This is a genomic window from Peribacillus sp. NPDC096448 (genome assembly GCF_044762675.1).
Classification (GTDB): Bacteria; Bacillota; Bacilli; order Bacillales; family DSM-1321; genus Peribacillus; species Peribacillus frigoritolerans_B.
This window is the reverse complement of sequence record NZ_JBIWEU010000001.1, coordinates 479,698-504,300: the sequence shown is the minus strand read 5'-3', so window position 1 is coordinate 504,300 and position 24,603 is coordinate 479,698. Positions and strand designations below refer to the sequence as shown.

The following is a 24,603-nucleotide window of genomic DNA, read 5'->3' as shown; positions in this document are numbered from 1 at the left end:
AGCTATCCGTTTTTGGATAGCTTTACAATGAATGCTTAATGTTAAGTTTAAATAATCTTCCTACCGGCCCATCAAGATGTGATCTTCATCCTTTTGGCCAGCTGAATTAATTCATTGGCATGTTGTTTCGTCAAATCCGTTATCTCCACTCCCGAAATCATCCTGCCAATTTCTTTTATTTTTTCTGTTTCAATTAATGGCTTGACCGACGTATTCGTGCGTCCGGCCCTTACATTTTTCGCTATGAAAAGGTGAGTATCCGCCATAGCTGCCACCTGCGGCAAATGGGATATGCACAATACTTGTGATCCAGTTGCCACTTTATAGATCTTTTCGGCAATGGATTGTGCAACCCTTCCGCTCACACCTGTATCCACTTCATCAAATATAATGGACGTTATGCCTTGATGCTTGGAGAAAATGCTTTTCAAAGCCAGCATGATCCTTGACAGTTCTCCACCGGATGCGATTTTAGAAAGAGGTTTTAACGGTTCACCTGGATTTGTGGAAATATAAAATTCCATTGAATCAAGCCCTGACTGATTAATGCCCCTATCTGACAATTCATCGAAAGTATAGGCCGTTTGAAGGAAATGAGGTTCGAAAATTGTCTTTTCCATATATAAATCTTTTAATTCCTGATGAATCTTTTTGGTTAGCTGCTGAGCGAATTTCTGGCGAAGTTCAGACAGATTCTTTGCTTCGACAATTAAATCTGCCTTGATGGATTTCATTTCCTTTTCAAGCTTCGCAATATGGGTTTCCCTATTTTGCAGCTTTTCGACTTCTTCTTCAATAGCGGCCCCATATTCCAGGATTTCCTCGATAGTCCGCCCGTATTTACGCTTTAATTGATTTATTTCATTAAGTCGACTTTCAATGAATTCCACACGTTCCGTATCATAATCCAAAGAGTCCAATTGGTCCCGGATGTTTGACACGGCCTCTTCAAGCAGGAAGTAACTATTTGAAACGGTTTCAGAGCTGTGCTTTAAACCTTCATCAAGCCCTGCCGCTTCCTCCAGATTATTCATGGCTACGGAAAGCCAATCAATTGCATGCTGCTCACCATTTAAAGCATTATAACTGGTTTGCAGCGCTTCATGGATTTTTTCGAAATTATTAATTTTCTTCCGCTCTTCCATCAATTCTTCATCTTCGCGTAATTTCAAATCAGCTTTTTGGATTTCATCGAATTGAAATTGGATCAAATCAAGGCGGTGGACCATTTGCTGTTCATTTTGGCTCAAGCCATTCAATTGTTTAGAAGCGGTTTCATAACGTTTATATAGCTTTTGGTATTCAGTGAGTGCAGATGCGATTTTTTCACCGCCGAATTGATCGAGCAGCGGAAGATGGAGTCGTTCATCCATTAATTCCTGATGTTCATGCTGACCATGGATGTCTATCAATGTCCGCCCTATCTCCCGTAAAGTGGAAATCGTTACAAGCTTCCCATTTACCCTGCAAACGCTTTTGCCGCTCTGTGAGATATCCCTTCGAAGTATCGCCATCCCATCGTTCATATCAAGGCCAAACTCTTCCGCTTTGGCAAAGACCGGGTGTTTTTCATCTTCAATTTGGAATAATCCTTCTATTTCAGCCTTCGACTCACCATGCCGAATGAACTCTGCAGAACCACGTCCCCCAACCAAAAGATGAACCGCATCTATTATGATTGACTTCCCTGCCCCTGTTTCTCCTGTCAAGACCGTTAAGCCTTTCTCAAATGAAACGGACAGGCTGTCTATGATCGCAAAATTCCTAATCGATAGTTCTGTTAACAAACTAGGTCACCTCACAACATTATTAGAGCATGTCCAAGAATTTGCCGGAAATGATCTTTGCATCTTCCTCAGAACGGCAGATAATTAAACAAGTATCGTCGCCGCCGATCGTCCCGAGTATTTCTTGCCAATTTAAATTATCAATCAATGCGCAGATTGCCTGGGCATTACCTGGTAGCATCTTCATAACCAGCAAATTGTTGGCTGAGTCAATGCGTACAAATGCATCGACAAGGATTCTCTTTAATTTTTGAAGTGGATTGAAACGTTGGTCGGCCGGAAGACTGTATTTATACCTTCCATCCGTTAAAGGAACTTTTACAAGGTGAAGCTCTTTAATATCCCTCGAAACGGTGGCTTGAGTTACATTGTATCCAGCTAATTTCAATTCTTCAACTAACTCATCCTGGGTTTCGATATCATTATTCGTTATAATGTCCCTTATTTTTATATGTCGTTGTCCTTTATTCATAAGTAGAAGCACCTCTTCTCAACTGTTGCTCATTTAATGGTAATGGTATCACTTTCATTTCTTACTAAAGCTTAGCTGCCCCAATTTGCTTCGGTATCATCAGTACGTGCAAATAGGCCGCTTTACTAAGTGGCTAATATTAATGTTATCGGATTTTTATGCAATTGTACAACTTTTTCTCTAAAATGAATACAAGTCTAATTTTTGCACTTACCTATTTTATGTAGCCACCCATATATGATTCAAGGTCATGACGCACTATGTATAGTCAAAAAGCTCCTCTAGCCAACCGTTCAGCCAAAGGAGCCCATACAAAGTTCTAGCTATTCTTTTTTAAATTGGGCATGGGCCTCTCCAACGATGTCATCAACCGTTTTCGAAAGCAACATCGCTCCATCTTCCTTCGACCCTTGCCAGTGTAAATGAAGTAAGAATTCAATATTTCCATCACCACCGGTAATCGGTGAAAAGGAGGCATCCTTAATATCATAGCCTTCCTTTAAAGAAAAAGAAATGATCTTATCCAACACTTGTTTATGGATTTTTGGATCACGAACAATCCCCTTTTTACCCACTTGATCCTTCCCAGCTTCGAATTGCGGTTTAACCAAGGCAACGACATCACTATTCGGGACGAGCAAGGTCTTTAGCACCGGTAAAATTAACGTAAGCGAGATGAAAGAGACATCAATGCTTGCAAAGTTTGGCATCTCCCCATCAAGATCGGCGGGTGTAACATAACGGAAATTGGTCCGTTCCATTACTTTTACCCGCTCATCCTGCCTAAGCTTCCAGGCAAGTTGATTATAGCCGACATCAAGCGCATAAGACATTATGGCGCCATTTTGCAAAGCACAATCCGTAAACCCGCCAGTTGATGATCCTATATCAAGCAGTATTTTTCCATTCACCTGTAAATCGAATTCCCTTAATGCCTTCTCAAGTTTAAGACCGCCTCTTGAAACGTAAGGCATGACTTTTCCTTTGATCGTAAATTCGAGATCGACCGGCACTTTTTCCCCCGGTTTTTCGTACCTCTCTTCATTTGCGTAGACAAGGCCTGCCATAACCATACGCTTTGCTTTTTCACGTGTATCGGCCAAGCCTTGTTCTACAAGCAATACATCCACTCTTTCTTTCATCACTTTCATATTTTCAGGCCCTTTTTTCTTTTTTGGGTGTTATCATTTTAATCTTTTTGATGGCTGTCTCAGTCGTCAAACCTATTTCTTCAAGAAGTTCATCGACACTTCCATGTTCAATGAAATAATCAGGTATCCCCATTCGATCTATAATTGCCCCATAAAATCCTTGATCATGAGCATATTCAAGAACAGAACTACCAAAACCACCTTGAAGAACCGCTTCTTCTATTGTCAAGATAGGCATTTTTTCACCAAGGAGACTGCTTAGCATGTTCTCATCCAAAGGCTTAATGAACCGGGCATTGATCACCTTAACTGAATAATCCTCTTTCTCGAGCAGTTCTGCCGCTTCAAGAGCCATGGGAATCGTTGTACCGAACGTTAAGATGGCAGCATCCGTTCCTTCTTTAAGAACTTCCCACGAACCGATTGGAATCTGCTGTAATTCAGCATCCATCTCAACTCCCCAACCATTCCCACGAGGGAAACGCATGGCAATCGGACCATCATTATAGTTTAAGGCCGTATTGACCATATGCTGACCTTCGTTTTCATCTTTCGGCATCATCAACACCATATTCGGTACGTGGCGTAGGAAAGCAATGTCGAAAACGCCTTGATGCGTTTCACCATCGGAACCAACCAATCCGGCACGATCGATCCCTATGAATACGTTCAAATTCTGACGGCAAATATCATGCACCACCTGGTCATAAGCTCTTTGCAGGAAGGTTGAATATATGGCCAGGAAAGGTTTCATTTTTTGTGTTGCCAATCCGGCTGCAAAAGTTGCAGCATGCTGCTCGGCAATCCCTACATCATAGAAACGCTCTGGGAACTCTTGAGAGAAGCCCACCAATTTCGAACCTACTGGCATTGCAGGTGTTATCGCGACAATCCGTTCATCGTCACGGGCAAGCCTGCTGACAGTATCGCTTACAAGAGCGCTCCAAGCAGGACCTTTACTAGGGGATTTCACGAAATCGCCTGTCTCGATCTTGTATGGGCCTGTCCCATGCCAGTTCCCTGTTGTGTCCAACTCGGCAGGTGAATATCCCTTGCCTTTTTTCGTGATGACATGCAGCAGTACGGGTCCCTTCGTTTTCTTGGCATATCTTAAATTCTCGAGCAATTCTTCATAATTATGTCCATCTACTGGCCCAAGGTATGTGAAACCGAGTTCTTCGAAAAAGATTCCTGATACCAATAAGTACTTCATGCTATCCTTCAAGCGTTCAGCTGTAGCGGCCAGTTTACCACCGACTGCAGGAATTTTTTTCAAAAGCAGCTCCAATTCATCTTTTGCCCAGTTATATTTACCCGCTGTCCGCAATCTTCCCAATATCGTGTGTAAAGCACCTACGTTAGGGGCTATGGACATTTCATTATCATTGAGGATAACGATCATGTCCTTTTTTTCATCACCGATATGATTCAACGCTTCAAGCGCCATTCCCCCTGTTAGGGCACCGTCCCCGATTACAGGCAAAATAAAACTGCTTTCACCTTTGATATCACGGGCAGCCGCCATTCCCATTGCAGCTGAAAGGGAAGTCGAACTGTGACCGGTTTCCCAAACATCATGGGGACTTTCAATCATTTTAGGAAAACCGCAAAGACCTTTATATTTCTTTAAGGTGTCGAACTCTCCTGCTCTGCCAGTCAGGATTTTATGGACATAGGATTGATGTCCGACATCCCATAAAATTTTATCATTCGGACTGTCGAATTCTTTATGCAAGGCTATAGTCAACTCGACGACACCTAAATTGGGACCAATGTGCCCACCGGTCACCGATAATTTTTCCACAAGGAATTTACGTACTTCCACACTTAACTCGACGAGTTCTTCATTATTCATCTTCTTCAAAAAAGAAGGGTCTTTTATAGATAGAAGATCCAAACAGGACCACTCACTTTCTGTCATTTTCGGTTGTAGGCATAAACAAAGCCTCATACAAAGAGGGCTATGGAAGACTTGACCGAAAAATTGGTTTTAAGTTAAAAAATAGCCGCCAACACCCAGGTGATTTCGGCGGCTTATTATACCTATTTTATCACGTATCTCAATTAAAAAATTCATTTTGATTTTCACATATTTTTGCACAATGAGTATACCATAAAAACTCAATTGATAACAAATTTAGCCACAATCAATGGTTACGGTTCGCTATTAAATCAGTTAGTTCATTCAACAAACCCGTTTGTAGGGCTGTTTTTCCTAAAGCGGCATGGGCAAGTTCTATATGATGTTCCAACTTTTGCTTTGCCCCTTGAAGGGTAAGTAAAGAAGGATATGTGCTTTTATGATTCCCCACATCACTGCCAACCGGCTTGCCGATCAACTCGACTGACCCTTCAATATCCAGAATATCATCGCGAATTTGAAAAGCAAGCCCCAGGTGGTATGCAAAGTCACGCAAATGCAGTTGCTGTTCTTCACTCGCCCCTGCTAATATAGCACCGGAAAGGATGCTTGCAGTCAATAACTTCCCTGTTTTATGTTCATGTATATACTCCAATTCCTGAAGGGTCAGCTGTTTATTTTCACCTTCCATATCGGCAACTTGACCTCCAACCATTCCTTCGGCTCCGGCAGACTTCGCAATTTCACTTACAAGGTTCAGCTTCATTTCAGCCGTCACCTCGGGATCGATCATTTCCGTCACCAATTGAAAGCTATATGTAAGAAGCGCATCACCTGCCAGTATTGCCACCGCTTCACCGAACACTTTATGGTTCGTCGGTTTTCCACGGCGGAGATCATCATCATCCATTGCCGGAAGATCATCATGAATCAAAGAATATGTATGAATCATTTCAATGGCTGCCGCTGCAGGAATCCCCATCCTTAAGCTTTTTCCAAAGGCCTCCAGAACCGCAAAGACCAATAATGGGCGAATCCGTTTACCACCTGCCTGCAGAGAATAGATCATGGCTTCTTTGACAACTGCCGGGGCTTTAAGTTTATTGACATATTCCACGATTTCCCGTTCTATAATTGCCTTATATTCTTTAGAAAACATTTCAAAGGACGCCGTACCCATGTCATTCTTCCTCCTGTACAGCGAAGTTTTCAAGTTCCCCATCTTCGCGTAAAATTTGAGTCAACTGATCTTCAACAGCCTTAAGCTTTGAATGGCAAAGCCTTGATAAATCCATTCCTTGTTTATATATGGAGATGGCTTCTTCCAAGGGCACATCGCCTTCTTCCAACTGCTCTACAATTTTTTCGAGATTCTCCATCGCTTCTTCAAATGTAGCTTCCTGTTTTTTTGTCATGATTCAATCCGCTCCTTTATTTCTTTAATTTCACATTCAAGAGTTCCATCTTTTATCGAAACCGCTATCTTATCCCCTTTTGATACTTGCTGTGTACTTTTCACTAATGTCTCATCCTCAGCAAAAACCAATCCATAGCCTCTTTCCATGATTTTTAGTGGACTGAGGGCAGATAAAGTGGCTGTAATATGGACGAACTGCTGTGATTTTTGCCGATAGATGGCTTCCATGGCCCTCCGTAAAACCTTTGCGTGCTGCTGCAATTCATCTTTCGCATTTTTTACCGCTTGTTCAGGATGCTGTTTTTTTAGGATATCGTTCAGCTGATTCAGCTCATCTCTCTTTTTCATGAAATATCGCGTGCTGGTCCTCCCTAGCCTGTCCATCGTCTTGTCTAGCTGTTCCAGCTTCTGTTCATACATTTTATGTGGGTAACGGAAGGCATAAGACCTCTCCATCCTGGTCAAGCGGGTTCGTTCAAAATTCACCGATTCTTGAATGGAGCGGGTCAATCGATTCTTGCGGTTCATCAGGCGTTCGAGTATTTCATTCAAATGAGGAACCGCTAACTCTGCTGCACCAGTCGGTGTAGGAGCACGCATATCGGCGACAAAATCAGCAATCGTAAAGTCGGTTTCGTGACCGACCGCAGAAATTACCGGTATATCGGAATCATAAATGGATTCAGCCACTATCTCCTCATTAAAGGCCCATAGTTCCTCGATCGACCCACCGCCCCTTCCGACAATGAGAACATCGCTTTCCGCCCTTGCGTTGGCCATGGAAATGGCCTTCGCAATCGATTTAGCGGCATTATTCCCTTGTACAAGTGCTGGATAAACGATGACCCTGGCGATTGGATATCTCCGCTTGATGGTTGTCAGGATATCTCTTAATGCAGCTCCGGTCGGCGAAGTTATGACTCCTACAGACTTTGGGTACTGCGGGATCGCCTTCTTGTGTTCGGCCAAAAACAAACCTGCCGCCTCCAGCTTTTTCTTCAGCTGTTCATAAGCAAGATATAAATCCCCCACACCATCAGGGGCCATGCTTTTCACATAAAGCTGATACTGTCCTCCCGCTTCGTATAATGATATATCGCCCTTAACAAGTACCTTCATGCCATTTTCAGGCAGGAATTTCATCCCTTTATTATTGGCGGCAAACATAACGGAGAGAAGTCGTGCCTTCTCATCCTTTAAAGTAAAATACATATGTCCGCTTGTATGTTGTTTAAAATTTGAAATTTCACCTTTTATGTATACATTTTGCAAATGGGGGTCGGCATCGAACTTCCTTTTGATGTACTTCGTTAAAGCCGACACACTCAAATATTGTTGGTTGCTCATATAATGTCTCCTTCCGATGGAAATCGGATATAAAGAAAACTCACCTATAGATTATAATTAATCCATGAATGGAAAAAAAGCGGTCTCCCGTTATTATAAAACAAGAGGTCCGCTTCTTTAAAATAATTTAACGTTTTTTTCAGCTTTTTAATGCTTGCTTGTTCTGTTCAAGTGCTTTTTGAGCAGATTTGACCGTATTCTTCATAAGCATCGTAATCGTCATGGGACCAACGCCTTTAGGAACTGGTGTAATGTATGAAGCCTTATTTTTCACTTCATCAAACGCCACATCACCGCAAAGCTTCCCTTCATCATTCCTGTTCATTCCGACGTCAATGACGATAGCGCCTTCTTTAATATGGTCACTCGTGATCGTGTCCCTCTTTCCGACCGCTGCCACAACGACATCGGCTTGCTTAGTATAATAGGCAAGATCCTTTGTCCGTGAATGACAGTATGTAACGGTTGCATTTGCATTTAAGAACAATTGTCCGGCTGGTTTTCCGACGATATTACTTCTCCCTACGATGACAACATGCTTACCTTCAAGGTCATAGTCGATATACTCAAGCATCACCATGACGCCGTATGGAGTACAAGGTAAAAATGCATCCTGTCCCGTCATCATCCGCCCAATATTAATCGGGTGGAATCCATCTACATCCTTTTCTGGGGAAATCGCTTCAATGATCGCCTTTTCCTGAATATGTCCAGGCAATGGCAGCTGCACCAATATACCATGAATGCTGTCATCCTCGTTTAATTCAGCAATGCTCTGAATTAATTCCTCCTGAGAAAGTTCCGCAGGCTTTTTAATTAATACGGAATGCATCCCCAAGTCCTCACAGGCCTTTTGCTTATGGCGCACATAAGTTTGCGATGCTTGATTGTCACCCACCAGGATTACGGCTAAACCTGGAACGATATTTTTTTCACGTAACTGTTGAACTTCCTTACTGATTTCCTGCCTAACTGACTCTGCAATTTCATTACCATTAATGAGTTGAGCTGACATGTGTTTATTCCTCCCAAGTTAATTTTGCTAAAGAAATTGCTGAGAGAATCCTTGTTCAAGGCTGCAGCTTTAGCTGCCGCTTTTCACCTTTATTTTGGATAAAACGGCATTTACAAAGCTGCTCGATTGATCATCACCGAATTTCTTAGCAATTTCAATAGCTTCATTCATTGCAACACTTACAGGAACACCTTCACTGTGAACCATTTCATACACCGCGATCCGCAGTAAATTCCGATCAATGTTCGCCAGTCTTTCCAACGTCCAATTCTCTAAATTGTCCCTGATCATCCCATCGATTTGTTCACGATTTTCCGTTATCCCCATTACTAATTTTTTGAAATATTCATCAGTAGGAGCACCATCCAGTACGCTTTCCATTGCTTCTTCTGCATTCGAGTTGGCAATATCTATCTGATATAGTGCTTGAAGGGATTTTTCACGGGCTTCTCTTCTTTTCATAATCTTACTCCTTTAACATCTACTATTATATATGAAAATGCTAGAACAAACGAACATTAAATAACATTTTTTCAAAAATATTAAGATTCTCGCTATATTACTTAAAAAAACAAGCTGAATCCCACTAAATTAGAGGCCAAAAGGTTCAAGATAACAACTCAAGATTACTTTCCAATTAAACGGCCAACACAGTCCCATACTTTTTGAAAGTGTCAAAAAGCTCTTGCCTAGCTTTCATGCTCATATTTCACCTTTTACACTCTAACAGAAATCACCCTTGAATTAAAGGGAAAATTCCAGACACCGCCTTATTATGTACATTTAAATTTAATATTATAAGCAGGCTCCAAAAACGGGATATCATGGAGTTTGCATTCAAAAAAACAAAAACCCGGCTTTTTGCCGGGTTTTTGCAGATGTGAATCAAATGAAGCCCACTTACACTTCTTGTTCGTAATCCGCTTCTTGTTTAGCGTTTTCAAACGCAATGCCCACTACATGGATGTTCACTTCGCCAGCGTCGATAGCGGTCATATTCAACAAAGCTTCACGAATGTTATCTTGCACTTCCTGAGCAACTTTCGGAATTGAAACACCAAACTTCATGACACAATAAAGCTCGACTTTGATGGATTCTCCCGTTAAGTCCACTTTAACACCTTTACCGTGGTTCTTTTTACCAAGCTTTTCAACAACACCCGTAGCGAAATTCCCGCGCATATGTGCAACACCTTCAACTTCCGATGCAGCGATACCCGCAATCACCTCTATCACCTCAGGCGCAATCTCCACTTTGCCCAGCCCACTATTATAATCATTCATTTCGAGTAATTGGCCTTCCATTTCACTCATTCAAAAGCACCTCCTGTCTTCCTTTACATTATGAGTTCATTACATCATATATTTCAAGGAATTTGGTATTAAATTCCCCGGAAACAAATTGGTCATGCTGAAGTAACTTAATATGGAAAGGAATTGTGGTACTGATCCCTTCAATGACAAACTCACCCAAGGCGCGTTTCATCTTCTCGATCGCCTCTTCCCTAGTCGGTGCATGGACAATCAATTTAGCGATCATGGAATCGTAATACGGCGGTATCGAGTACCCAGGGTATGCCGCGGAATCCACACGAACCCCGTAGCCGCCTGGCGGTAAATACATTTGAATCTTACCTGCGGAAGGCATGAAATTCTTTTCTGGATTTTCGGCATTGATCCGGCATTCGATAGACCATCCGTTATAAGTGACATCCTCTTGCGAAAGCGATAGTTTGTTGCCTGAAGCAACTTTGATCTGTTCTTTAATCAAATCCACGCCCGTTACCATTTCTGTAACTGGGTGTTCAACCTGGATACGTGTATTCATTTCCATAAAGTAGTATTTTCTATTCACATAGTCATAAATAAATTCTACTGTTCCGGCACCTGAATAGTTTACGGCAAGTGCAGCCGTTACTGCAGCCTGCCCCATTTCCGCACGTGTTTCACCATCCAACGCCGGTGACGGGGTTTCTTCAACAAGTTTTTGCAAACGTCGTTGGACCGTACAATCACGCTCACCTAAATGGATGGCGTTGCCATGATTATCTGCCATGACCTGTATTTCAACGTGACGGAAGTCTTCGATGAACTTTTCAATATACACGCCAGGATTCCCAAATGCCGTCGCGGCTTCCTGTTGCGTGATGTTAATGCCTTTAATGAGCTCTTCTTCCGTCCTTGCGACGCGGATACCTTTACCGCCTCCGCCGGCAGTAGCTTTGATGATGACTGGATAGCCCATTTCATTAGCTAAGGCTACACCCTCATCCGTATCTTTAATTATGCCTTTAGAACCTGGAACGATCGGTACACCAGCTTTGCGCATGGTTTCCCTTGCTACGTCCTTTGTTCCCATTTTATTGATGGCTTCGGGGCTGGGACCGATGAAAATGATATTGCATTCACGGCATAGCTCGGCAAAGTCGGCATTCTCAGCAAGGAATCCATAGCCTGGATGGATTGCATCGGATCCCGTTTTCTTGGCTGTGCTGATAATGTTGGTTGTATTTAAATAACTGTCTTTTGATAATTTAGGACCGATGCAATATGCTTCATCAGCAATTTGAACATGTAATGCTTCTTTATCTGCTTCTGAATAGACAGCAACAGTCTCGATTCCTAATTCCTTGCATGCCCGGATGATTCGGACAGCAATTTCCCCACGATTGGCAATTAATACCTTTTTAATCATTTAGAAACAGCTCCTCATTCCGGCTTTACTAAAAATAATGGTTGACCATATTCTACAAGCTGACCTTCTTTTACAAGGACTTCAACGATTTCACCGCTTACTTCAGCTTCGATTTCATTGAAAAGTTTCATGGCTTCCACGATGCAGACGATGGAATCCGCCGTTACTTTATCGCCTGCTTTTACATATGCAGGTGAATCCGGTGCTGGAGATTGGTAGAATGTCCCTACCATCGGAGAAGTGATTTTATGTAAATTTTCCTGTTCAGTGACGGCAGCAGCAGGTTTTGCAGGTTCAACGGCTTTCGGCACGGCAGGGGCAGGGGCCGCTGCGGGCTTGACCTCTACAGCTGCATTGGCTTGAACAACATCTGGAGCAGCTGCTGCTTGGTGTAATACTGTACCCGTTTCAGTTTTTTTCAATTTAATTTTCGTTCCTTCATTTTCAAAAACGAATTCACTGATATTTGATTGATCGACTAGCTTAATAATTTCACGAATTTCTTGCACTTTCATTTTGTGGCACCCCTTGTCTAATTTAATATGAGTTTGTGAGGCAATAATAGTTTATGTAACCCTACCCATAGCTTATCCTACTTTGTCCAATACTGCACAAAGTAGCCGCTTTCTTTATGCGAATGCGAATAAACTGAATACAAACCTCATCTGTAGTATAACAGATGTTTCACTTTCTCAAAATATTGTTTCCCTAAGAAAATTGAAAAGTTTATGACCAGCTTCTAACATCATACAATATTAGCTTATACAAATTCAATGATAGATTAATTGTTACTTATTATCCATACTTCTATCTTACACCTTTATTATAATATTGTGAATATTTTTCACCTGGGGCAGCTTAACGCTTTCTCTTGAATTTTGTATTGCTTTCCTAGAAAATCACCATAACATCCATTGTAATTACTTTTCTAGAATATTACGGATGATCATTATCACCATTTCCAATTGATTTCCTGATTCCGATTGACATAAAAAAACTTTTCCTCTAAAGTTTCCAGGTTGTAAGCTAGTTAAAAAATCATAATAAAAAGCCTCCCTTTTTTTTATTAAGGAGGGCTTTCAAACTTTTATGATGTTGAACTGTTCTGTATCAGCACTTTTTTCTGTATGTGTGTTTACTTTTCCGGTTGGAAATCGACCACTACATTTTGTGCATCGCTCACTTCTTTCCTTACGAGGCGGATAATGTTATTGGCCTCTGTTTTCGTTTGTTTATCGGCTTTGACACTCACCTTTACATCCGTTCCGTCAACCCGGACCAGTGCGGCATTGTAATCCATGGCAACAATTAAGTTTTCGATGATATTTTCTTTCACTTTCGTTTCACTTAATTGTTCAATTTTTGCATATGCCTCGTCTCTTTCTTCAGCTGATAGTTCTGTGTTGCCCATCTTTGCAGTCAATTCTTCATTCAGCTTCGCCCGTTCATCTTCAATCTGCATCCTTAACGATTCGAACTCATCTCCAGATGCAATGGTTACAGAGGAACCTTCTGTATTTTTGGACGTTTCTTTTTCACTTTTATTTTCCCCTTTTGTCTCTGCTTTGTTCTCTGTTTTACTTTCTGTTTTATTTTCTTCTTGTTCCATTTGCTCTGTTGCCGTCATATCGGCGGCATTTTCTTCAGGAGCGGTTAAATAATAGACTGAAAGCACAACGACCAGACTTAGCATAGTCAATAACCAAACCGTTTGTTTTTTTAATAACATGTAGATTTTCCCCCTTATTTTTTAGGCATGACAGAAACCCTGTGACTCGGTACATCAAGTGAGCGTGTGACAGCCTCGATGATCCACTTCTTTATTTGAATGTTTTCGGCCCCTTTAGCGACTACCAGGACTCCTCGTACACTAGGTTTTTTCGTTTCCGATATGATCGGTCCTTCTTTTTCACCGCTCTTCACCAAAACTAGCTGTTCATCAACAGATGTGTCTTCGACCGTCCTTTTGCCGCCTTCCTGGTCGGTTTCTTCAGTGACTTGTTTTTGGGTGACTTTGTTTCTTTCATATACTTTTTTCTCAGATGCATCGACGTAGATTACGACTTTTACATCCTGGACGCCTGCGATGGATTCTAGCGCTTCCTTCATTTCATTCTGTAGATATATTTCATAGTCTTTTGTAGTCTTGAATTCTGATTTCTTCTGACCGAATGTTTCAACATCCTCTTCTTCATCCTGCTGTTTATCATTATTGAATACAGTAGTCACTTCAGATGTTTGTCCCGTCTGATTGGTGGTTAACAAATTCCCGGCCAGCATGATTCCCGATCCCAAAAGGACAACTATCAGAGCATAGACATACAGGGAAGGCTTTTTCTCCTTAGGCTCTTTTTGGTCAGGGTCTTTATTTAATAGTTTTTGCAGCCAGGATAATGGACCTTTGTCTTTATTCAATACTCAGTCACTTCCTTTCCCCGGCGATTTCAATGATCTCTTCATCAACAGACCAACTTGTTGCCAGAAACCTTTTGACAGCATCCAGATTGGCATCATTCGAAGTGGATGGACTATCTGTATTGATATCAACCTTCGCCACTGCCTCTATCTCCGAGTTTTCCTTCCCTTCTGCCTTTTCCAATGAGATGGTTATGTTCTGCAGATCATCAACACCCGGTTCTTCCTCATTCTTGACCCCTACATCAATCGAACTAATCTTCATCTTATAATCCACCATCAGCTCCTCTTCCACTTCTGCCTGTAAGTCAACAGCCATTTGTTTTAAAATATATGCACCCTGGGTAGCTTGTATTTCTTTTTTCTTCATTTCTGTCAAATTTCCTAAATCTTTTTTTTTCTGATCCTCAAATTCACTGGTAGCAGCAGTGAGAATATCATCAAAATCCTTATTGAATAATCCCAATATAGGAGTGATGATGATTGCAATCAGTAAAAGCCCGATAACCATTTTGGCATACTTCTGTAAAGCTGAATTCGGCAGAAGCATATCGATCACAGTAGCCAGCAATACAAATATGATGATGTTGGATACCCAGCCAGCTAAAAAACTCACCAAGCCCTCCTCCTTTCTAGCGAACCATCAGGGTAATGTTTCCAGAGGCGATAATTACCGTGATACTTAAAAAAAACATGAGTGAGACAATGGCCAATGCAGCGAAAATATAAATCATACTTTTACTTATAATGTCAAGGCATTTTATTACAGGTCCCCCGCCCAGCGGCTGCAAAAGACTCGCTGCCAATTTATAGACAAAAGAAATCATCAAGATTTTAATTGCAGGAAATGTGGTAATGAGCAAGAGAATGATGACGCCTGACAAGCCCACTGTATTTTTCAACAGGACGGAGGCACTAATGACCGTATCCGTTGCATCGGTAAACATGCGCCCTATTACCGGTATAAAGTTACCTGTCACGAATTTGGCTGTCCTGATCGTCACTCCGTCGGCTACAGCTGAGGATGCTCCCTGAACGGAGATCACACCAAGGAATATGGTCATGAATGCTCCAAGGATCCCGATGGCAAAATTACGGAGAAGTTGTGCCATCTGAGTCACTTTGTAATGATCGGTCAGCGTGCTGACTATGCTTAAAATCGCTGCAAAGAATAATAACGGAAGGACGACAAACTGTATCAATATACCGCTTGTATTCATCAAAAACATCAATACCGGATGAAAGAAGGCTGCCGATACAAGTCCGCCTGAAGCAGCTATCAATGCCAAGAGTAAAGGGATGAGCGCCATTAAAAAGGAAATCATCAAATCTATCGTATCTTTTGTATATTCAATCGCTACATGAAAACTGTTAAGTGCCAAAATGATCAGCACCATATAAACGATTGCATATGCGACCTTACTTACGGAGCTTTGCTCGAAGGCATTTTGCAAAGACTGTAGGAACATGCTGAAAACGGTTAATAAAATGAGTGATCCCAGCAGCTTTCCATTCACGAGCAGTTCATGAAAAATGAATTTTGTCATTCCCTTTATCCATTCATCAAAAGAAAATTTCTTATCGCCGCTTACAAAATCCATGAAGCTCCCTTTCTGGCTTTCCGGTAAGAACCCTCCATACTCCGTAACGATGTCATCCCAATATTGTTTGAGCTCATCGACGCCCAGTCTTTCTATTTGGGCTTGTACCAGTTCGGACTGCATGATAGGCTCTTGATCGATTTCACCATTTTCTGGATTTTCGGCAGCTTGTCCAATAGATGCATGCAAAAAAAAGAGTAAAAAGAATAGTATGGATAAGTAAGGCATCCGCTGCTTCATACATTCACCTCATTGACTAGTAGGAGTAATCCATTAACTTGGGAGCATCTGTAAAATCGTTTCGATAATGACCGTCAAAATCGGAATCGCCATGGCAAGAATCAAAATTTTTCCGCTCAATTCTATTTTGGAAGCGAGCGAACCTTGCCCGGCATCTTTTGTAATTTGAGAAGCGAATTCTGCAATATAGGCAATTCCGATTATTTTTAAAATGGTTTCTAGATACACGGTATTTACATTCGCATTAACTGCTATTTTTTCTAACATTAAAATGATTTCGTATATTTTGTCAGCTAAAAAAAGAAAAATGGAGCATCCTACAAAAACGACGAGCAGGAATGCGAAATTTGGTTTTTGCTCTTTGACGATCAGTGCCAAAAAGGTGGCAACTAGGGCAATGGCCACGATTTTTATGATTTCAATCGCGAATCCCTCCCTTACTGAAATAGAAATACAGATTTAATTTTTTGAAATAAATCCTCTACTACAGAAGCAACCATGAATAAAATATAGATAAATCCGAAAAGTGTCACCCACTGGGCATATTCTTTCTTCCCAACCTGATCGAGTATCGTGTGAAGAAATGCCACAACAAGCCCCACACCCGCAATTTTAAATATGATGTCCACTTCAATGCCCATTTTCATTCCTCCCACATATTCCTACATCAGCAAGATGATCAATAATAGCCCTGATAAAAAACCAAGACTTTTCATCATTTTTTCATATTTTCCCTGACGGTCGAGTGCATCGGTTTCTTCCCGTTCCAAGTGTGCCATCGTTAGCATGATTTGCTTTTGCTGATGATATTTATCGCTTTTTCCAAGCGTCTCCCCAAACTGTGAAAGAATCTCGAATTCTCCCTGTTTTAAAGCAAGGGATTGCCATATTTTCTTCAAACTATCATCCCATGCTTCTTTGACGGTGGTTTCACCTGACTCAAGTCGATTTGCAAATGTATCGAAAAAGCTGGACAAAGGTTTGGCCATCTGTTTAGAAAGTTTCCTTGCCGCTTCTTTCAAAGGTGTATGACCGAACATGATTTCAGCTTCAAGTGATTGCATGGCGACTTTCAGCTGTCTCAGTTGACGAGGCCTCATACTTAATTTTTTCGCTGCTTCAAAACCTGCCCATGTCGTTGCAATCATAATTATCGCTGCCCCTATTAACTTAAACATGCGGGTTCACACTTTCTCCCAAGAAAACGGGAACCCCCGCTGCATCAAGGACTTTGTAGCTCCTCCTACCGGATTTACTTCTCTGTAATTCAATAAAACGTTCAAAGATGTTTTGCTTTAATATTTCGGCGATAAAAGGTCGCTTCTTGATTTCATCAAGTGTATGGCCATGCGTGGTTATCATGAGTTTAATACCTGCGTTCACGGCTTCCAGCACAGCCTGCGTATCCGCTGCGCGGCCTATTTCATCCACGATCAATACATCCGGGGACATCGAACGGATCATCATCATCATCCCTTCCGCTTTAGGACATCCATCAAGCACATCAACCCTTGTTCCAAATTCGAGCTGCGGCACTCCATGTACACATCCGGCAATTTCTGAACGCTCGTCCACTATCCCCACCTTTTGAGGGGCAATGCCGCGTTTTTCATTACCACTGGATATCATTCTTGCAATATCACGTAATATCGTCGTTTTTCCCGTTTGCGGAGCACCGATCAACATTGTATGCTGCCATTCCCCGTCATATAAATATGAAGTGAGAGGTTCAGCTGCACCTATTTTTTCACGTGCAACCCGAATATTGAACGAGGAAATATCCCTGATCGCTTTGACCGACCCATTTTCCAGAATCACCTTGCCAGCAAGACCCACCCGATGTCCGCCCGCTATGGTTATATATCCTCGCTTTAATTCTTCCTCAAGTGTATATAACGAAAATTGACCTATCTGATTCAATAATTGATCTGCATCCGAATGGGTCACTTCATAGGAAAAGAAGTATGGTTCCCCTCCTACAATGACCTCAAGCGGCCTTCCAACCCGAATTCGCAGCTCTTCCATCTTTTCGATCATCATCGGTGTCATACCCCGGAGTTGCTCGTATAATCTTTTCGGTAAAAAAGAAAGAATCGTTTCCATTTTGACAATCCTCCTGTATACACCACTTTCAATAAAATATATGCCGACAAGCCCATAAAGATGACAGGCTATTAAAGAAACAGACTTATTATTGATTTTTTATATCTTCCTTGATCAAAAAAACCAAAAAAAGACCGAGAAATTAATCTCGGTCTACAGTCCTTTTATTTAAGAAAAGTTGCAGTTGATTTCCAGTGAGGGTTCCACTCCAGGCACTCGCTTTCCGCGCAGGAATCTCGCACACCCGCTCCAATCAACTTTGTTTTAACTTTTAGATAGAACCCTTTTGCCTAAAGTCTTTATTGTTTTAAATTAGAATTATTAAAAATTGAGGTGATAAGGATCCTTTTTAAACATGATTCTATTCAGCGAGATCAGCTTGAAATGATTACTTTAGACCACTGGTGTGGCTAGCTTGTAAAATGAAGATTTAAAGTAGGCAACAACAAATAAAGAGGGCTATCGTGTGTACAAATCATCCAAATCCATTTGTGCGACTCGTTCTTTTTTATGACAGTGTACAGAAAGTAAATGGCCATCAGAAAGTGGTGACACTCCATATTTGGCAAGAATATATGGAAGAAGCAGATCATCTGGGTCATCCGAAGTCTAATCCAATAAAAAATCAAAAAGGTTTCGGAATGAGACCATCCCGAAACCTTTTTGTCTACAATTCGTGACCGAGAAATTAATCTCGGCCTTCTTTCATTTATGCACGTGATACGTAAGAACCTTCACTTGTATTGATCAATAGTTTATCACCTTGGTTGATGAAGAATGGAACTTGAACCGAAAGGCCCGTCTCAAGTACGGCTGTTTTCGTGCCGCCTGAAGATGTATCGCCTTTAATCCCCGGCTCAGTCTCCGCCACTTCAAGTTCCACTGTGTTTGGAAGCTCGACACCAAGTGTTTCCGCTTGGAAAGTCATGATATGTACTTCCATATTTTCCTTAAGGAACTTAAGTTCACGTTCAATGCTTGAAGCCGGCAGCTCGATTTGGTCATACGTTTCGTTATCCATGAATACATGGCTATCTCCACTTGCATAAAGATACTGCATCTTGCGGTTTTCGATATGTGCTTTAGCAACTTTTTCACCAGCACGGAATGTTTTCTCTTGGATTGAACCCGTACGAAGGTTACGAAGTTTAGAACGTACAAAAGCTGCACCTTTACCAGGTTTAACGTGTTGGAACTCGATAACCTGCCAAATTCCATTATCTACTTCAATCGTAACACCCGTGCGAAAATCGTTTACAGAAATCATAAAATTGTCCTCCTACATGTACATGTTTACAGAATGATTAACTCTTTGGTTGAATGAGTAAGTGCTTCGTTACCGTCAATTGTAACGATCGTATCATCTTCAATCCGCACTCCGCCTACCCCCGGTAAATAAATGCCCGGTTCAACGGTAACGGCCATACCTGGTTCTAAAATGATATCAGACCTAAAGGATAATGCTGGACCTTCATGAACTTCAAGACCGATTCCATGTCCGGTCGAATGTCCAAAATACTGCCCATATCCTTTTTCTTCAATTAGATTACGAGTTAGTGCATCCGCTTCCCTGCCAGTCATACCGGGTTTGATCCCAGCCATTCCTCTCAGTTGAGCTTCTAAAACAATGTCATAAATATTAATAAGTTCTTCACTTGGCTTGCCAACCGCTAATGTCCGAGTGATGTCAGACACATACCCATTATAATATGCCCCGTAATCCAATGTGACAAAATCGCCTTTTTCGATGATTTTATCCGTAGCCACTCCATGCGGAAGTGCGGACCTTATGCCTGATGCTACAATAATATCGAAGGAAGAAGAAGTTGCCCCTTGTTTCCTCATAAAGAATTCAAGTTCATTGGATACATCCAGTTCCGAGATCCCTGGACGCAGGAAATCGAGAATATGTGTAAACGCAGCATCAGCAATAGCAGCCGCTTCCTTTAATATCTTAATCTCTGATGAAGTCTTTATCAAGCGTAAATTCTCAATAACCCCCGACACCGGCAAAAGTTGACCATCAATGGCCGCTTCATATGCTTTATATGTAGCATAAGTCAGGTGTTCTTGCTCAAAGCCCAGCTTGCCGATATTCATCGCTTTAGCCTGTTTGCCGACTTCTTCGCTGATGGTTCCTTTGTGTTGAACGATTTCATAGTCCGGTGCCTGCTTGCCCGCTTGTTCCACGTATCTGAAATCAGTGATGAATTTAGCTTCTTTTTGGGAAATAAGGACAACGCCTGCACTTCCCGTGAAGTTGGTCATGTATCGGCGGTTATATGTACTGGTGATCAATAAACCATCAATGCCCACCTTTTCCATTGAGGCTCTTAAGCGCATTAGTTTATCCATTTAATTTCTCCCCTTTGCAATCTTTGTGATCGCCTGCAACGCCAATTCATATCCGTGTATCCCCAAGCCGACAATCTGTCCCGCCGATACCGCTGCGGTCACTGATTCATGCCGAAAGCTTTCACGGGCATGGATGTTCGAAATATGCACTTCCACCACTGGAACATCGATTCCGGCTATTGCATCACGAATCGCATAGCTATAATGAGTAAAAGCTCCAGGATTAATGATAATCCCGTCGATCCCATGATCCTCTGACCAATGGAGCTTGTCGATAATCGCTCCTTCATGGTTAGTTTGAAAAGAGGTTAATTCCACATTTAACCCTTGAGCTTGCTGCATTAATTGCGCTTCCACATCCGCAAGCGTCGAGGATCCATAATGCGCAGGTTCCCGCTTCCCCAAGCGATTTAAATTCGGACCATTGATTAGTAAGATTTTTGTCATCATCAAACACCTGCTCATGTTAAAAGAATGCTTTCCATGAACATTCTATCATAATTACAAATTGTCTTACTACTTTTTTACAACCAAGTAGCAATCAGCTTTCCGATTGCTTTTCGGCCTTGTTTTTTTGACGCATATATTCCTGATGATCGTATGATATGGAAAACCCTACAAAAAGACCGTATATAATAAAAATGCATACACTTGTCATAACCGTATTTGCGGACATTTTAGTAAAGGTTGGCAAATCGATGAACATCGGTTTCAGGACAAACACCAGCAAAGCCCAGCAAACCACTCCCAAAAAAATACCCGGAAAAATACCCTTCATCCTTTTAAAAAGACTATAGTATATGAAAGCGATCCCCACGGATAGAATTCCGAATACAATCATGGTCATTACCGTACCGAGCCAATGATCGATCCAGGTCATATTGGACCACGAAGTTAGTATGAATTTTGGGCTAAAATCCATAAAGTTAACATAATGGGCGAAGATTCCGATAAAACTGGCTAAAGCCCCCCCTACAAAACCGACAGCAAGTACATTGTAGATTAACATGCTTTGATATTCCTGTTGAATTTGTCCATTTTCATTAGAAGACATATCAAACACCTCCGCTACGTAGTATGCCCTTTGTTAAATAGAACTATTTTTTTTTATTGTTAGGGAGGAGAATCACTAGAGGTTTTTTGAATTATTCTGTATGATTAAATCATAAATAATCTGCTTTTTTCAGAGGAAAATACCCATCCTCTGTTGAAATTTATAATGTACACAGGATAATACGTTCCTGTAGTTCAACATTCATAAAGTAATTGCAGGGGTATTGCTTCCATTCTATATTGGAGGACCTCCTTTAAACCCTTGTGATGCTTGATAATACACATGTTAGCACCCTTGAGAGAGCTACGTGAATAACTATTAGGTTGGTGTAGAAATGTCTGAGGTTCAAAAACCCGTTTATGGAGGGCAGGCTGTGGTGGAAGGCGTCATGTTCGGTGGCAAACATCACACAGTCACTGCGGTACGCCGCAAAGATTCGACGATTGTATATTATCATCTGCCGCGTGAATCGAAACCTGTTGTAAACCGCTTAAAAAAAATACCTTTTCTACGGGGTATCGTATCACTTGTACAGTCAAGTGCCACCGGTTCGAAACATCTTAACTTTTCAACTGAACAGTATGAAGAAGAAGACGGGGAAAAGCAGGAAGAGAAAAAAGAAACGAAAGAATCTTCTAAAATAAGTGTATGGCTTGGAGTTGCCGTAATCGGTGTTCTTTCCTTCCTGTTCGGGAAGCTGCTTTTCACTTTGATTCCAGTCTTTCTTGCCGAATTGACAAGACCCATCTTCAGCGGCCATATGGCCCAGGTTTTAATGGAAAGCTTGTTCAAGTTGATATTATTGCTGGTATACATTTACGCAGTATCCATGACGCCTTTGATCAAGCGGGTCTTTCAGTATCACGGAGCAGAGCATAAGGTGATCAATTGCTTTGAAAGCGGAAAAGAATTGACGGTTGCAAACGTGCAGGAAAGTTCACGCCTTCATTATCGCTGTGGCAGCAGCTTTATTTTATTTACAGTCATTGTAGGTATGTTCGTCTATATGATTGTTCCGACCGATCCATTATGGCTCCGTGTCGTGGATCGCATTTTGCTTATCCCCGTCGTGCTTGGCATAGCATTCGAAGTATTGCAGTTGACCAACAAAGTAAGGGATATTCCCATCCTGCGCTACCTTGGCTATCCCGGCCTTTGGCTTCAGTTATTGACAACCAAAGCCCCTACCGATGATCAAGTCGAAGTCGCATTGGCCTCCTTCCAAGAACTGTTGAGGATGGAAAAAGAGACCGAAAAAGGTTTAGAATCGGATGTAATTGTGTAAAACATCTATACACATTTTGATGATGGAAAATCATATACTAACTAAGTGAATGGTCTTCATTTTTTTCAAATATTTTACATGAAGAATGTTTAAAATAAGCTAAAAATGCTTATGATGCTCTTAAGGAGGTGTCTTTGTTGAAACGTTTCATATCTTTCATGATATACGGAATCATCGCCCTCGGAGTCCTCGGACTATTGAGCCGACTATTCAATGACCCGATTGGCTTTTTTAGAAACATCCTCATAATAGCCATTGTCGCAGGGATTATTTATATGATTTATACCGGATTAACAAAGGGAAAACCAGTAAAAAAAGAGCAGCAAGCATTCCGAAAGGCTGCCCGCCAATCGAAAAAAAGGCTAAAAAACCGAACTTCGAAAAAAGATAATGTGGCTAGCTTCTCTGCAGCAAAATCATCAAAGAAAATAAAATGGAGAAAGAAAACGGATAGCCACTTAACCGTCATCGAAGGGAAAAAGAATAAAAAGAAAAATCGGGCTTCTTTTTAAGAGCCCGATTCAGACAGTAGACAAACTCGATAAAAAACGAGTTTATCTACTGTCTTTTTTATTTTAAAATGGGATTATCAAAATTATTTTGGGTGCTTACGATGCTAATCAAAATAATTCTATTCAAAGAGATCAACTTGTGCCAGCGAATCACTTGGTTCGCAAGATTGATGTTGTGATTGATTTTGCGTTTATTTATCCTTTAATGGAAGATATGTACTCCGATGTTGGTCTCCCCCAAATATTGATCCGGTGATTTTAATCAAAATGACGTTTATTCAATATATTCGGCATTCGTTCGATGCGTAAAACCATTGAAGAAGAAGTTGAAACAAATATGGACAATCGTTGGTTCTTAGGATAGGTTTCCATGATAAAGTTCCCCACTTCCCAACGTTCGGGAAAAATTATGTGCAAGCGTTTTAAAGATACGGACCTGTTTGAACAGATTTTCTATCGTATCTTAATGACAGCTGCCGAAAGAAAGTTAATAAGTGCTGAGCACGTATTCGTTGACTCCACGCACGTGAAAGCCAGTGCGAATAAGCGGATATTTGAAAAGAAAATCATTCGCAAGGAAACACGAGCGTATCAAGGACGTCTTCAAGTAGAAATAAATCAAGATCGTGAAAACCATGATGAAAAATTTTTTCCACCTGATAATTTAATAAGGAAGAAACCAAAGAAATTAAAGAAAACTGCCCCTGAGAGTGGCTACTATGTCAATGATGAACGAACAGAACAGTTTGCCCATTCATTTCATGCGGCCGCAGACCGCAACGGTTTTGTGCCAGGGACGATTGTAACACCTGGAAATACGCATGATAGTCATATCTTAGAGCCACTTGTTGAATAAAACACCGGCGATTACAAGCTACCTATTTGGCAATAAAATTGGAAGAAGCAGATTATCTGCGTCATCATCAAGATGTACAACCTATCTATGCGAAACGTAAAGAAACGGTAGAGCGTGTTTTCGCAGATGCAAAAGAAAAGCATGCATTGGACTTTAAAAATTGTCGATGCAGGCGATGCTCACTTTCGCTGACATTAATTTAAAGAAGATGGCCAATTGGAAATGGCCAAGGGCCAAAAATGTCCTAACAGAGTGGGCCCGTAGAGCCCCAATCTCTTAACATTGGGCCAAAATTCAGGAATTTCAAAAGGGGTTCGGAATTTTATAATTCCGAACCCCTTTGTCTACAAACCGAGAGCACTGATTGTTAAATCAGTGCTCTCTTATACTTATTTAAAAAGATAGTTACTAAGTTTGCTTGATTATTTTCCTATTTA

26 protein-coding genes and 1 pseudogene are annotated in these 24,603 nt (G+C 41.3%); 3 read left to right on the top strand and 24 right to left on the bottom strand.

Features of this window, described 5'->3' with window-relative positions; all coding sequences use genetic code 11:
- Positions 1 to 71: 71 nt before the first annotated feature.
- From recN to ACIQ0C_RS02290, 24 genes are all read right to left on the bottom strand, one after another.
- Positions 72 to 1,787, bottom strand: a complete 1,716-nt coding sequence (gene recN, locus ACIQ0C_RS02405; RefSeq protein WP_403056539.1) for a DNA repair protein RecN — start codon at positions 1,785 to 1,787, stop codon at positions 72 to 74.
- A gap of 22 nt (positions 1,788 to 1,809) precedes the next feature.
- Complete coding sequence (gene ahrC, locus ACIQ0C_RS02400; protein ID WP_034308279.1) at positions 1,810 to 2,259, bottom strand: transcriptional regulator AhrC/ArgR; 450 nt, start codon at positions 2,257 to 2,259, stop codon at positions 1,810 to 1,812.
- Between the two features lie 323 nt (positions 2,260 to 2,582).
- On the bottom strand, positions 2,583 to 3,410 hold the full coding sequence (locus tag ACIQ0C_RS02395; RefSeq protein WP_402834993.1) for a TlyA family RNA methyltransferase: 828 nt from the start codon (positions 3,408 to 3,410) through the stop codon (positions 2,583 to 2,585).
- 4 nt (positions 3,411 to 3,414) lie between these two features.
- Positions 3,415 to 5,307: a 1-deoxy-D-xylulose-5-phosphate synthase gene (gene dxs / locus ACIQ0C_RS02390; protein WP_402834994.1), complete on the bottom strand. Its 1,893-nt coding sequence runs from the start codon at positions 5,305 to 5,307 to the stop codon at positions 3,415 to 3,417.
- Between the two features lie 250 nt (positions 5,308 to 5,557).
- Positions 5,558 to 6,451 (bottom strand): polyprenyl synthetase family protein, encoded by an 894-nt coding sequence (locus ACIQ0C_RS02385; protein WP_403056536.1) that lies wholly within the window; start codon positions 6,449 to 6,451, stop codon positions 5,558 to 5,560.
- A gap of 1 nt (position 6,452) precedes the next feature.
- On the bottom strand, positions 6,453 to 6,686 hold the full coding sequence (locus ACIQ0C_RS02380; RefSeq protein WP_034308286.1) for an exodeoxyribonuclease VII small subunit: 234 nt from the start codon (positions 6,684 to 6,686) through the stop codon (positions 6,453 to 6,455).
- A complete protein-coding gene (gene xseA / locus ACIQ0C_RS02375; protein WP_403056533.1) occupies positions 6,683 to 8,035 on the bottom strand; it encodes an exodeoxyribonuclease VII large subunit in 1,353 nt (450 codons plus the stop codon). The genes ACIQ0C_RS02380 and xseA overlap by 4 nt, the downstream gene beginning before the upstream one ends.
- Positions 8,036 to 8,174: 139 nt before the next feature.
- On the bottom strand, positions 8,175 to 9,050 hold the full coding sequence (folD, locus tag ACIQ0C_RS02370; protein WP_403056530.1) for a bifunctional methylenetetrahydrofolate dehydrogenase/methenyltetrahydrofolate cyclohydrolase FolD: 876 nt from the start codon (positions 9,048 to 9,050) through the stop codon (positions 8,175 to 8,177).
- A gap of 69 nt (positions 9,051 to 9,119) precedes the next feature.
- Positions 9,120 to 9,512, bottom strand: a complete 393-nt coding sequence (gene nusB, locus ACIQ0C_RS02365) for a transcription antitermination factor NusB (RefSeq protein WP_342602259.1) — start codon at positions 9,510 to 9,512, stop codon at positions 9,120 to 9,122.
- Positions 9,513 to 9,950: 438 nt separating this feature from the next.
- On the bottom strand, positions 9,951 to 10,355 hold the full coding sequence (locus tag ACIQ0C_RS02360; RefSeq protein WP_222620245.1) for an Asp23/Gls24 family envelope stress response protein: 405 nt from the start codon (positions 10,353 to 10,355) through the stop codon (positions 9,951 to 9,953).
- A 37-nt stretch (positions 10,356 to 10,392) separates the two neighbouring features.
- Complete coding sequence (gene accC / locus ACIQ0C_RS02355) at positions 10,393 to 11,745, bottom strand: acetyl-CoA carboxylase biotin carboxylase subunit (protein WP_403056527.1); 1,353 nt, start codon at positions 11,743 to 11,745, stop codon at positions 10,393 to 10,395.
- Between the two features lie 14 nt (positions 11,746 to 11,759).
- Positions 11,760 to 12,260, bottom strand: coding sequence for an acetyl-CoA carboxylase biotin carboxyl carrier protein (gene accB / locus ACIQ0C_RS02350; protein WP_402834999.1), 501 nt, complete (start codon positions 12,258 to 12,260; stop codon positions 11,760 to 11,762).
- A 620-nt stretch (positions 12,261 to 12,880) separates the two neighbouring features.
- The gene (locus tag ACIQ0C_RS02345; RefSeq protein WP_034308309.1) at positions 12,881 to 13,474 is read right to left on the bottom strand and encodes a SpoIIIAH-like family protein; all 594 of its coding nucleotides are present in this window, start codon (positions 13,472 to 13,474) and stop codon (positions 12,881 to 12,883) included.
- A 14-nt stretch (positions 13,475 to 13,488) separates the two neighbouring features.
- Positions 13,489 to 14,160, bottom strand: coding sequence for a stage III sporulation protein AG (spoIIIAG, locus tag ACIQ0C_RS02340; RefSeq protein ID WP_402835001.1), 672 nt, complete (start codon positions 14,158 to 14,160; stop codon positions 13,489 to 13,491).
- A gap of 7 nt (positions 14,161 to 14,167) precedes the next feature.
- The gene (gene spoIIIAF / locus ACIQ0C_RS02335; protein WP_403056523.1) at positions 14,168 to 14,776 is read right to left on the bottom strand and encodes a stage III sporulation protein AF; all 609 of its coding nucleotides are present in this window, start codon (positions 14,774 to 14,776) and stop codon (positions 14,168 to 14,170) included.
- A 16-nt stretch (positions 14,777 to 14,792) separates the two neighbouring features.
- Positions 14,793 to 16,001, bottom strand: a complete 1,209-nt coding sequence (gene spoIIIAE / locus ACIQ0C_RS02330) for a stage III sporulation protein AE (protein ID WP_402835003.1) — start codon at positions 15,999 to 16,001, stop codon at positions 14,793 to 14,795.
- A 33-nt stretch (positions 16,002 to 16,034) separates the two neighbouring features.
- Positions 16,035 to 16,424, bottom strand: coding sequence for a stage III sporulation protein AD (gene spoIIIAD / locus ACIQ0C_RS02325; protein ID WP_094246647.1), 390 nt, complete (start codon positions 16,422 to 16,424; stop codon positions 16,035 to 16,037).
- Positions 16,425 to 16,438: 14 nt separating this feature from the next.
- On the bottom strand, positions 16,439 to 16,642 hold the full coding sequence (spoIIIAC, locus tag ACIQ0C_RS02320) for a stage III sporulation protein AC (protein WP_403056520.1): 204 nt from the start codon (positions 16,640 to 16,642) through the stop codon (positions 16,439 to 16,441).
- Positions 16,643 to 16,663: 21 nt separating this feature from the next.
- Positions 16,664 to 17,179 (bottom strand): stage III sporulation protein SpoIIIAB, encoded by a 516-nt coding sequence (gene spoIIIAB, locus ACIQ0C_RS02315; RefSeq protein ID WP_063575693.1) that lies wholly within the window; start codon positions 17,177 to 17,179, stop codon positions 16,664 to 16,666.
- Positions 17,172 to 18,104, bottom strand: coding sequence for a stage III sporulation protein AA (spoIIIAA, locus tag ACIQ0C_RS02310; RefSeq protein ID WP_403056517.1), 933 nt, complete (start codon positions 18,102 to 18,104; stop codon positions 17,172 to 17,174). The genes spoIIIAB and spoIIIAA overlap by 8 nt, the downstream gene beginning before the upstream one ends.
- 709 nt (positions 18,105 to 18,813) lie before the next feature.
- Positions 18,814 to 19,371, bottom strand: a complete 558-nt coding sequence (efp, locus tag ACIQ0C_RS02305) for an elongation factor P (RefSeq protein WP_402835005.1) — start codon at positions 19,369 to 19,371, stop codon at positions 18,814 to 18,816.
- A gap of 26 nt (positions 19,372 to 19,397) precedes the next feature.
- Positions 19,398 to 20,459 (bottom strand): M24 family metallopeptidase, encoded by a 1,062-nt coding sequence (locus ACIQ0C_RS02300; protein WP_402835006.1) that lies wholly within the window; start codon positions 20,457 to 20,459, stop codon positions 19,398 to 19,400.
- Positions 20,460 to 20,906: a type II 3-dehydroquinate dehydratase gene (gene aroQ / locus ACIQ0C_RS02295; protein ID WP_076365401.1), complete on the bottom strand. Its 447-nt coding sequence runs from the start codon at positions 20,904 to 20,906 to the stop codon at positions 20,460 to 20,462. It abuts the gene before it with no gap.
- Between the two features lie 94 nt (positions 20,907 to 21,000).
- Positions 21,001 to 21,513 carry a YqhR family membrane protein gene (locus ACIQ0C_RS02290; protein ID WP_403056514.1) on the bottom strand — a complete coding sequence of 171 codons (513 nt, stop codon included), beginning with the start codon at positions 21,511 to 21,513 and terminating at the stop codon, positions 21,001 to 21,003.
- A gap of 334 nt (positions 21,514 to 21,847) precedes the next feature.
- Here ACIQ0C_RS02290 and ACIQ0C_RS02285 point away from each other — a divergent pair, with 334 nt between their 5' ends.
- The 3 genes and pseudogenes from ACIQ0C_RS02285 to ACIQ0C_RS02275 all read left to right on the top strand — a co-directional run bounded on the left by ACIQ0C_RS02285 (position 21,848) and on the right by ACIQ0C_RS02275 (position 24,446).
- The gene (locus ACIQ0C_RS02285) at positions 21,848 to 22,798 is read left to right on the top strand and encodes a DUF1385 domain-containing protein (protein ID WP_403056511.1); all 951 of its coding nucleotides are present in this window, start codon (positions 21,848 to 21,850) and stop codon (positions 22,796 to 22,798) included.
- A 137-nt stretch (positions 22,799 to 22,935) separates the two neighbouring features.
- Positions 22,936 to 23,310 carry an SA1362 family protein gene (locus ACIQ0C_RS02280; protein ID WP_048677789.1) on the top strand — a complete coding sequence of 125 codons (375 nt, stop codon included), beginning with the start codon at positions 22,936 to 22,938 and terminating at the stop codon, positions 23,308 to 23,310.
- Positions 23,311 to 23,386: 76 nt separating this feature from the next.
- Positions 23,387 to 24,446 (top strand): annotated as a pseudogene (locus ACIQ0C_RS02275) (transposase).
- Positions 24,447 to 24,603 lie beyond the last annotated feature (157 nt).

Excerpts from the sequence above, each read along its gene's own strand:
- spoIIIAA (WP_403056517.1), bottom strand. The coding sequence starts at position 18,104 with ATGGAAACGATTCTTTCTTTTTTACCGAAAAGATTATACGAGCAACTC.
- accB (WP_402834999.1), bottom strand. The coding sequence starts at position 12,260 with ATGAAAGTGCAAGAAATTCGTGAAATTATTAAGCTAGTCGATCAATCA.
- ACIQ0C_RS02360 (WP_222620245.1), bottom strand. The coding sequence starts at position 10,355 with ATGGAAGGCCAATTACTCGAAATGAATGATTATAATAGTGGGCTGGGC.
- spoIIIAB (WP_063575693.1), bottom strand. The coding sequence starts at position 17,179 with ATGTTTAAGTTAATAGGGGCAGCGATAATTATGATTGCAACGACATGG.
- efp (WP_402835005.1), bottom strand. The coding sequence starts at position 19,371 with ATGATTTCTGTAAACGATTTTCGCACGGGTGTTACGATTGAAGTAGAT.
- ACIQ0C_RS02395 (WP_402834993.1), bottom strand. The coding sequence starts at position 3,410 with ATGAAAGTGATGAAAGAAAGAGTGGATGTATTGCTTGTAGAACAAGGC.
- ACIQ0C_RS02300 (WP_402835006.1), bottom strand. The coding sequence starts at position 20,459 with ATGGATAAACTAATGCGCTTAAGAGCCTCAATGGAAAAGGTGGGCATT.
- ACIQ0C_RS02345 (WP_034308309.1), bottom strand. The coding sequence starts at position 13,474 with ATGTTATTAAAAAAACAAACGGTTTGGTTATTGACTATGCTAAGTCTG.
- nusB (WP_342602259.1), bottom strand. The coding sequence starts at position 9,512 with ATGAAAAGAAGAGAAGCCCGTGAAAAATCCCTTCAAGCACTATATCAG.
- accC (WP_403056527.1), bottom strand. The coding sequence starts at position 11,745 with ATGATTAAAAAGGTATTAATTGCCAATCGTGGGGAAATTGCTGTCCGA.
- ACIQ0C_RS02285 (WP_403056511.1), top strand. The coding sequence starts at position 21,848 with ATGTCTGAGGTTCAAAAACCCGTTTATGGAGGGCAGGCTGTGGTGGAA.
- ahrC (WP_034308279.1), bottom strand. The coding sequence starts at position 2,259 with ATGAATAAAGGACAACGACATATAAAAATAAGGGACATTATAACGAAT.
- xseA (WP_403056533.1), bottom strand. The coding sequence starts at position 8,035 with ATGAGCAACCAACAATATTTGAGTGTGTCGGCTTTAACGAAGTACATC.
- spoIIIAE (WP_402835003.1), bottom strand. The coding sequence starts at position 16,001 with ATGAAGCAGCGGATGCCTTACTTATCCATACTATTCTTTTTACTCTTT.
- aroQ (WP_076365401.1), bottom strand. The coding sequence starts at position 20,906 with ATGACAAAAATCTTACTAATCAATGGTCCGAATTTAAATCGCTTGGGG.
- ACIQ0C_RS02290 (WP_403056514.1), bottom strand. The coding sequence starts at position 21,513 with ATGTCTTCTAATGAAAATGGACAAATTCAACAGGAATATCAAAGCATG.
- ACIQ0C_RS02385 (WP_403056536.1), bottom strand. The coding sequence starts at position 6,451 with ATGGGTACGGCGTCCTTTGAAATGTTTTCTAAAGAATATAAGGCAATT.
- folD (WP_403056530.1), bottom strand. The coding sequence starts at position 9,050 with ATGTCAGCTCAACTCATTAATGGTAATGAAATTGCAGAGTCAGTTAGG.
- spoIIIAC (WP_403056520.1), bottom strand. The coding sequence starts at position 16,642 with ATGGGCATTGAAGTGGACATCATATTTAAAATTGCGGGTGTGGGGCTT.
- ACIQ0C_RS02380 (WP_034308286.1), bottom strand. The coding sequence starts at position 6,686 with ATGACAAAAAAACAGGAAGCTACATTTGAAGAAGCGATGGAGAATCTC.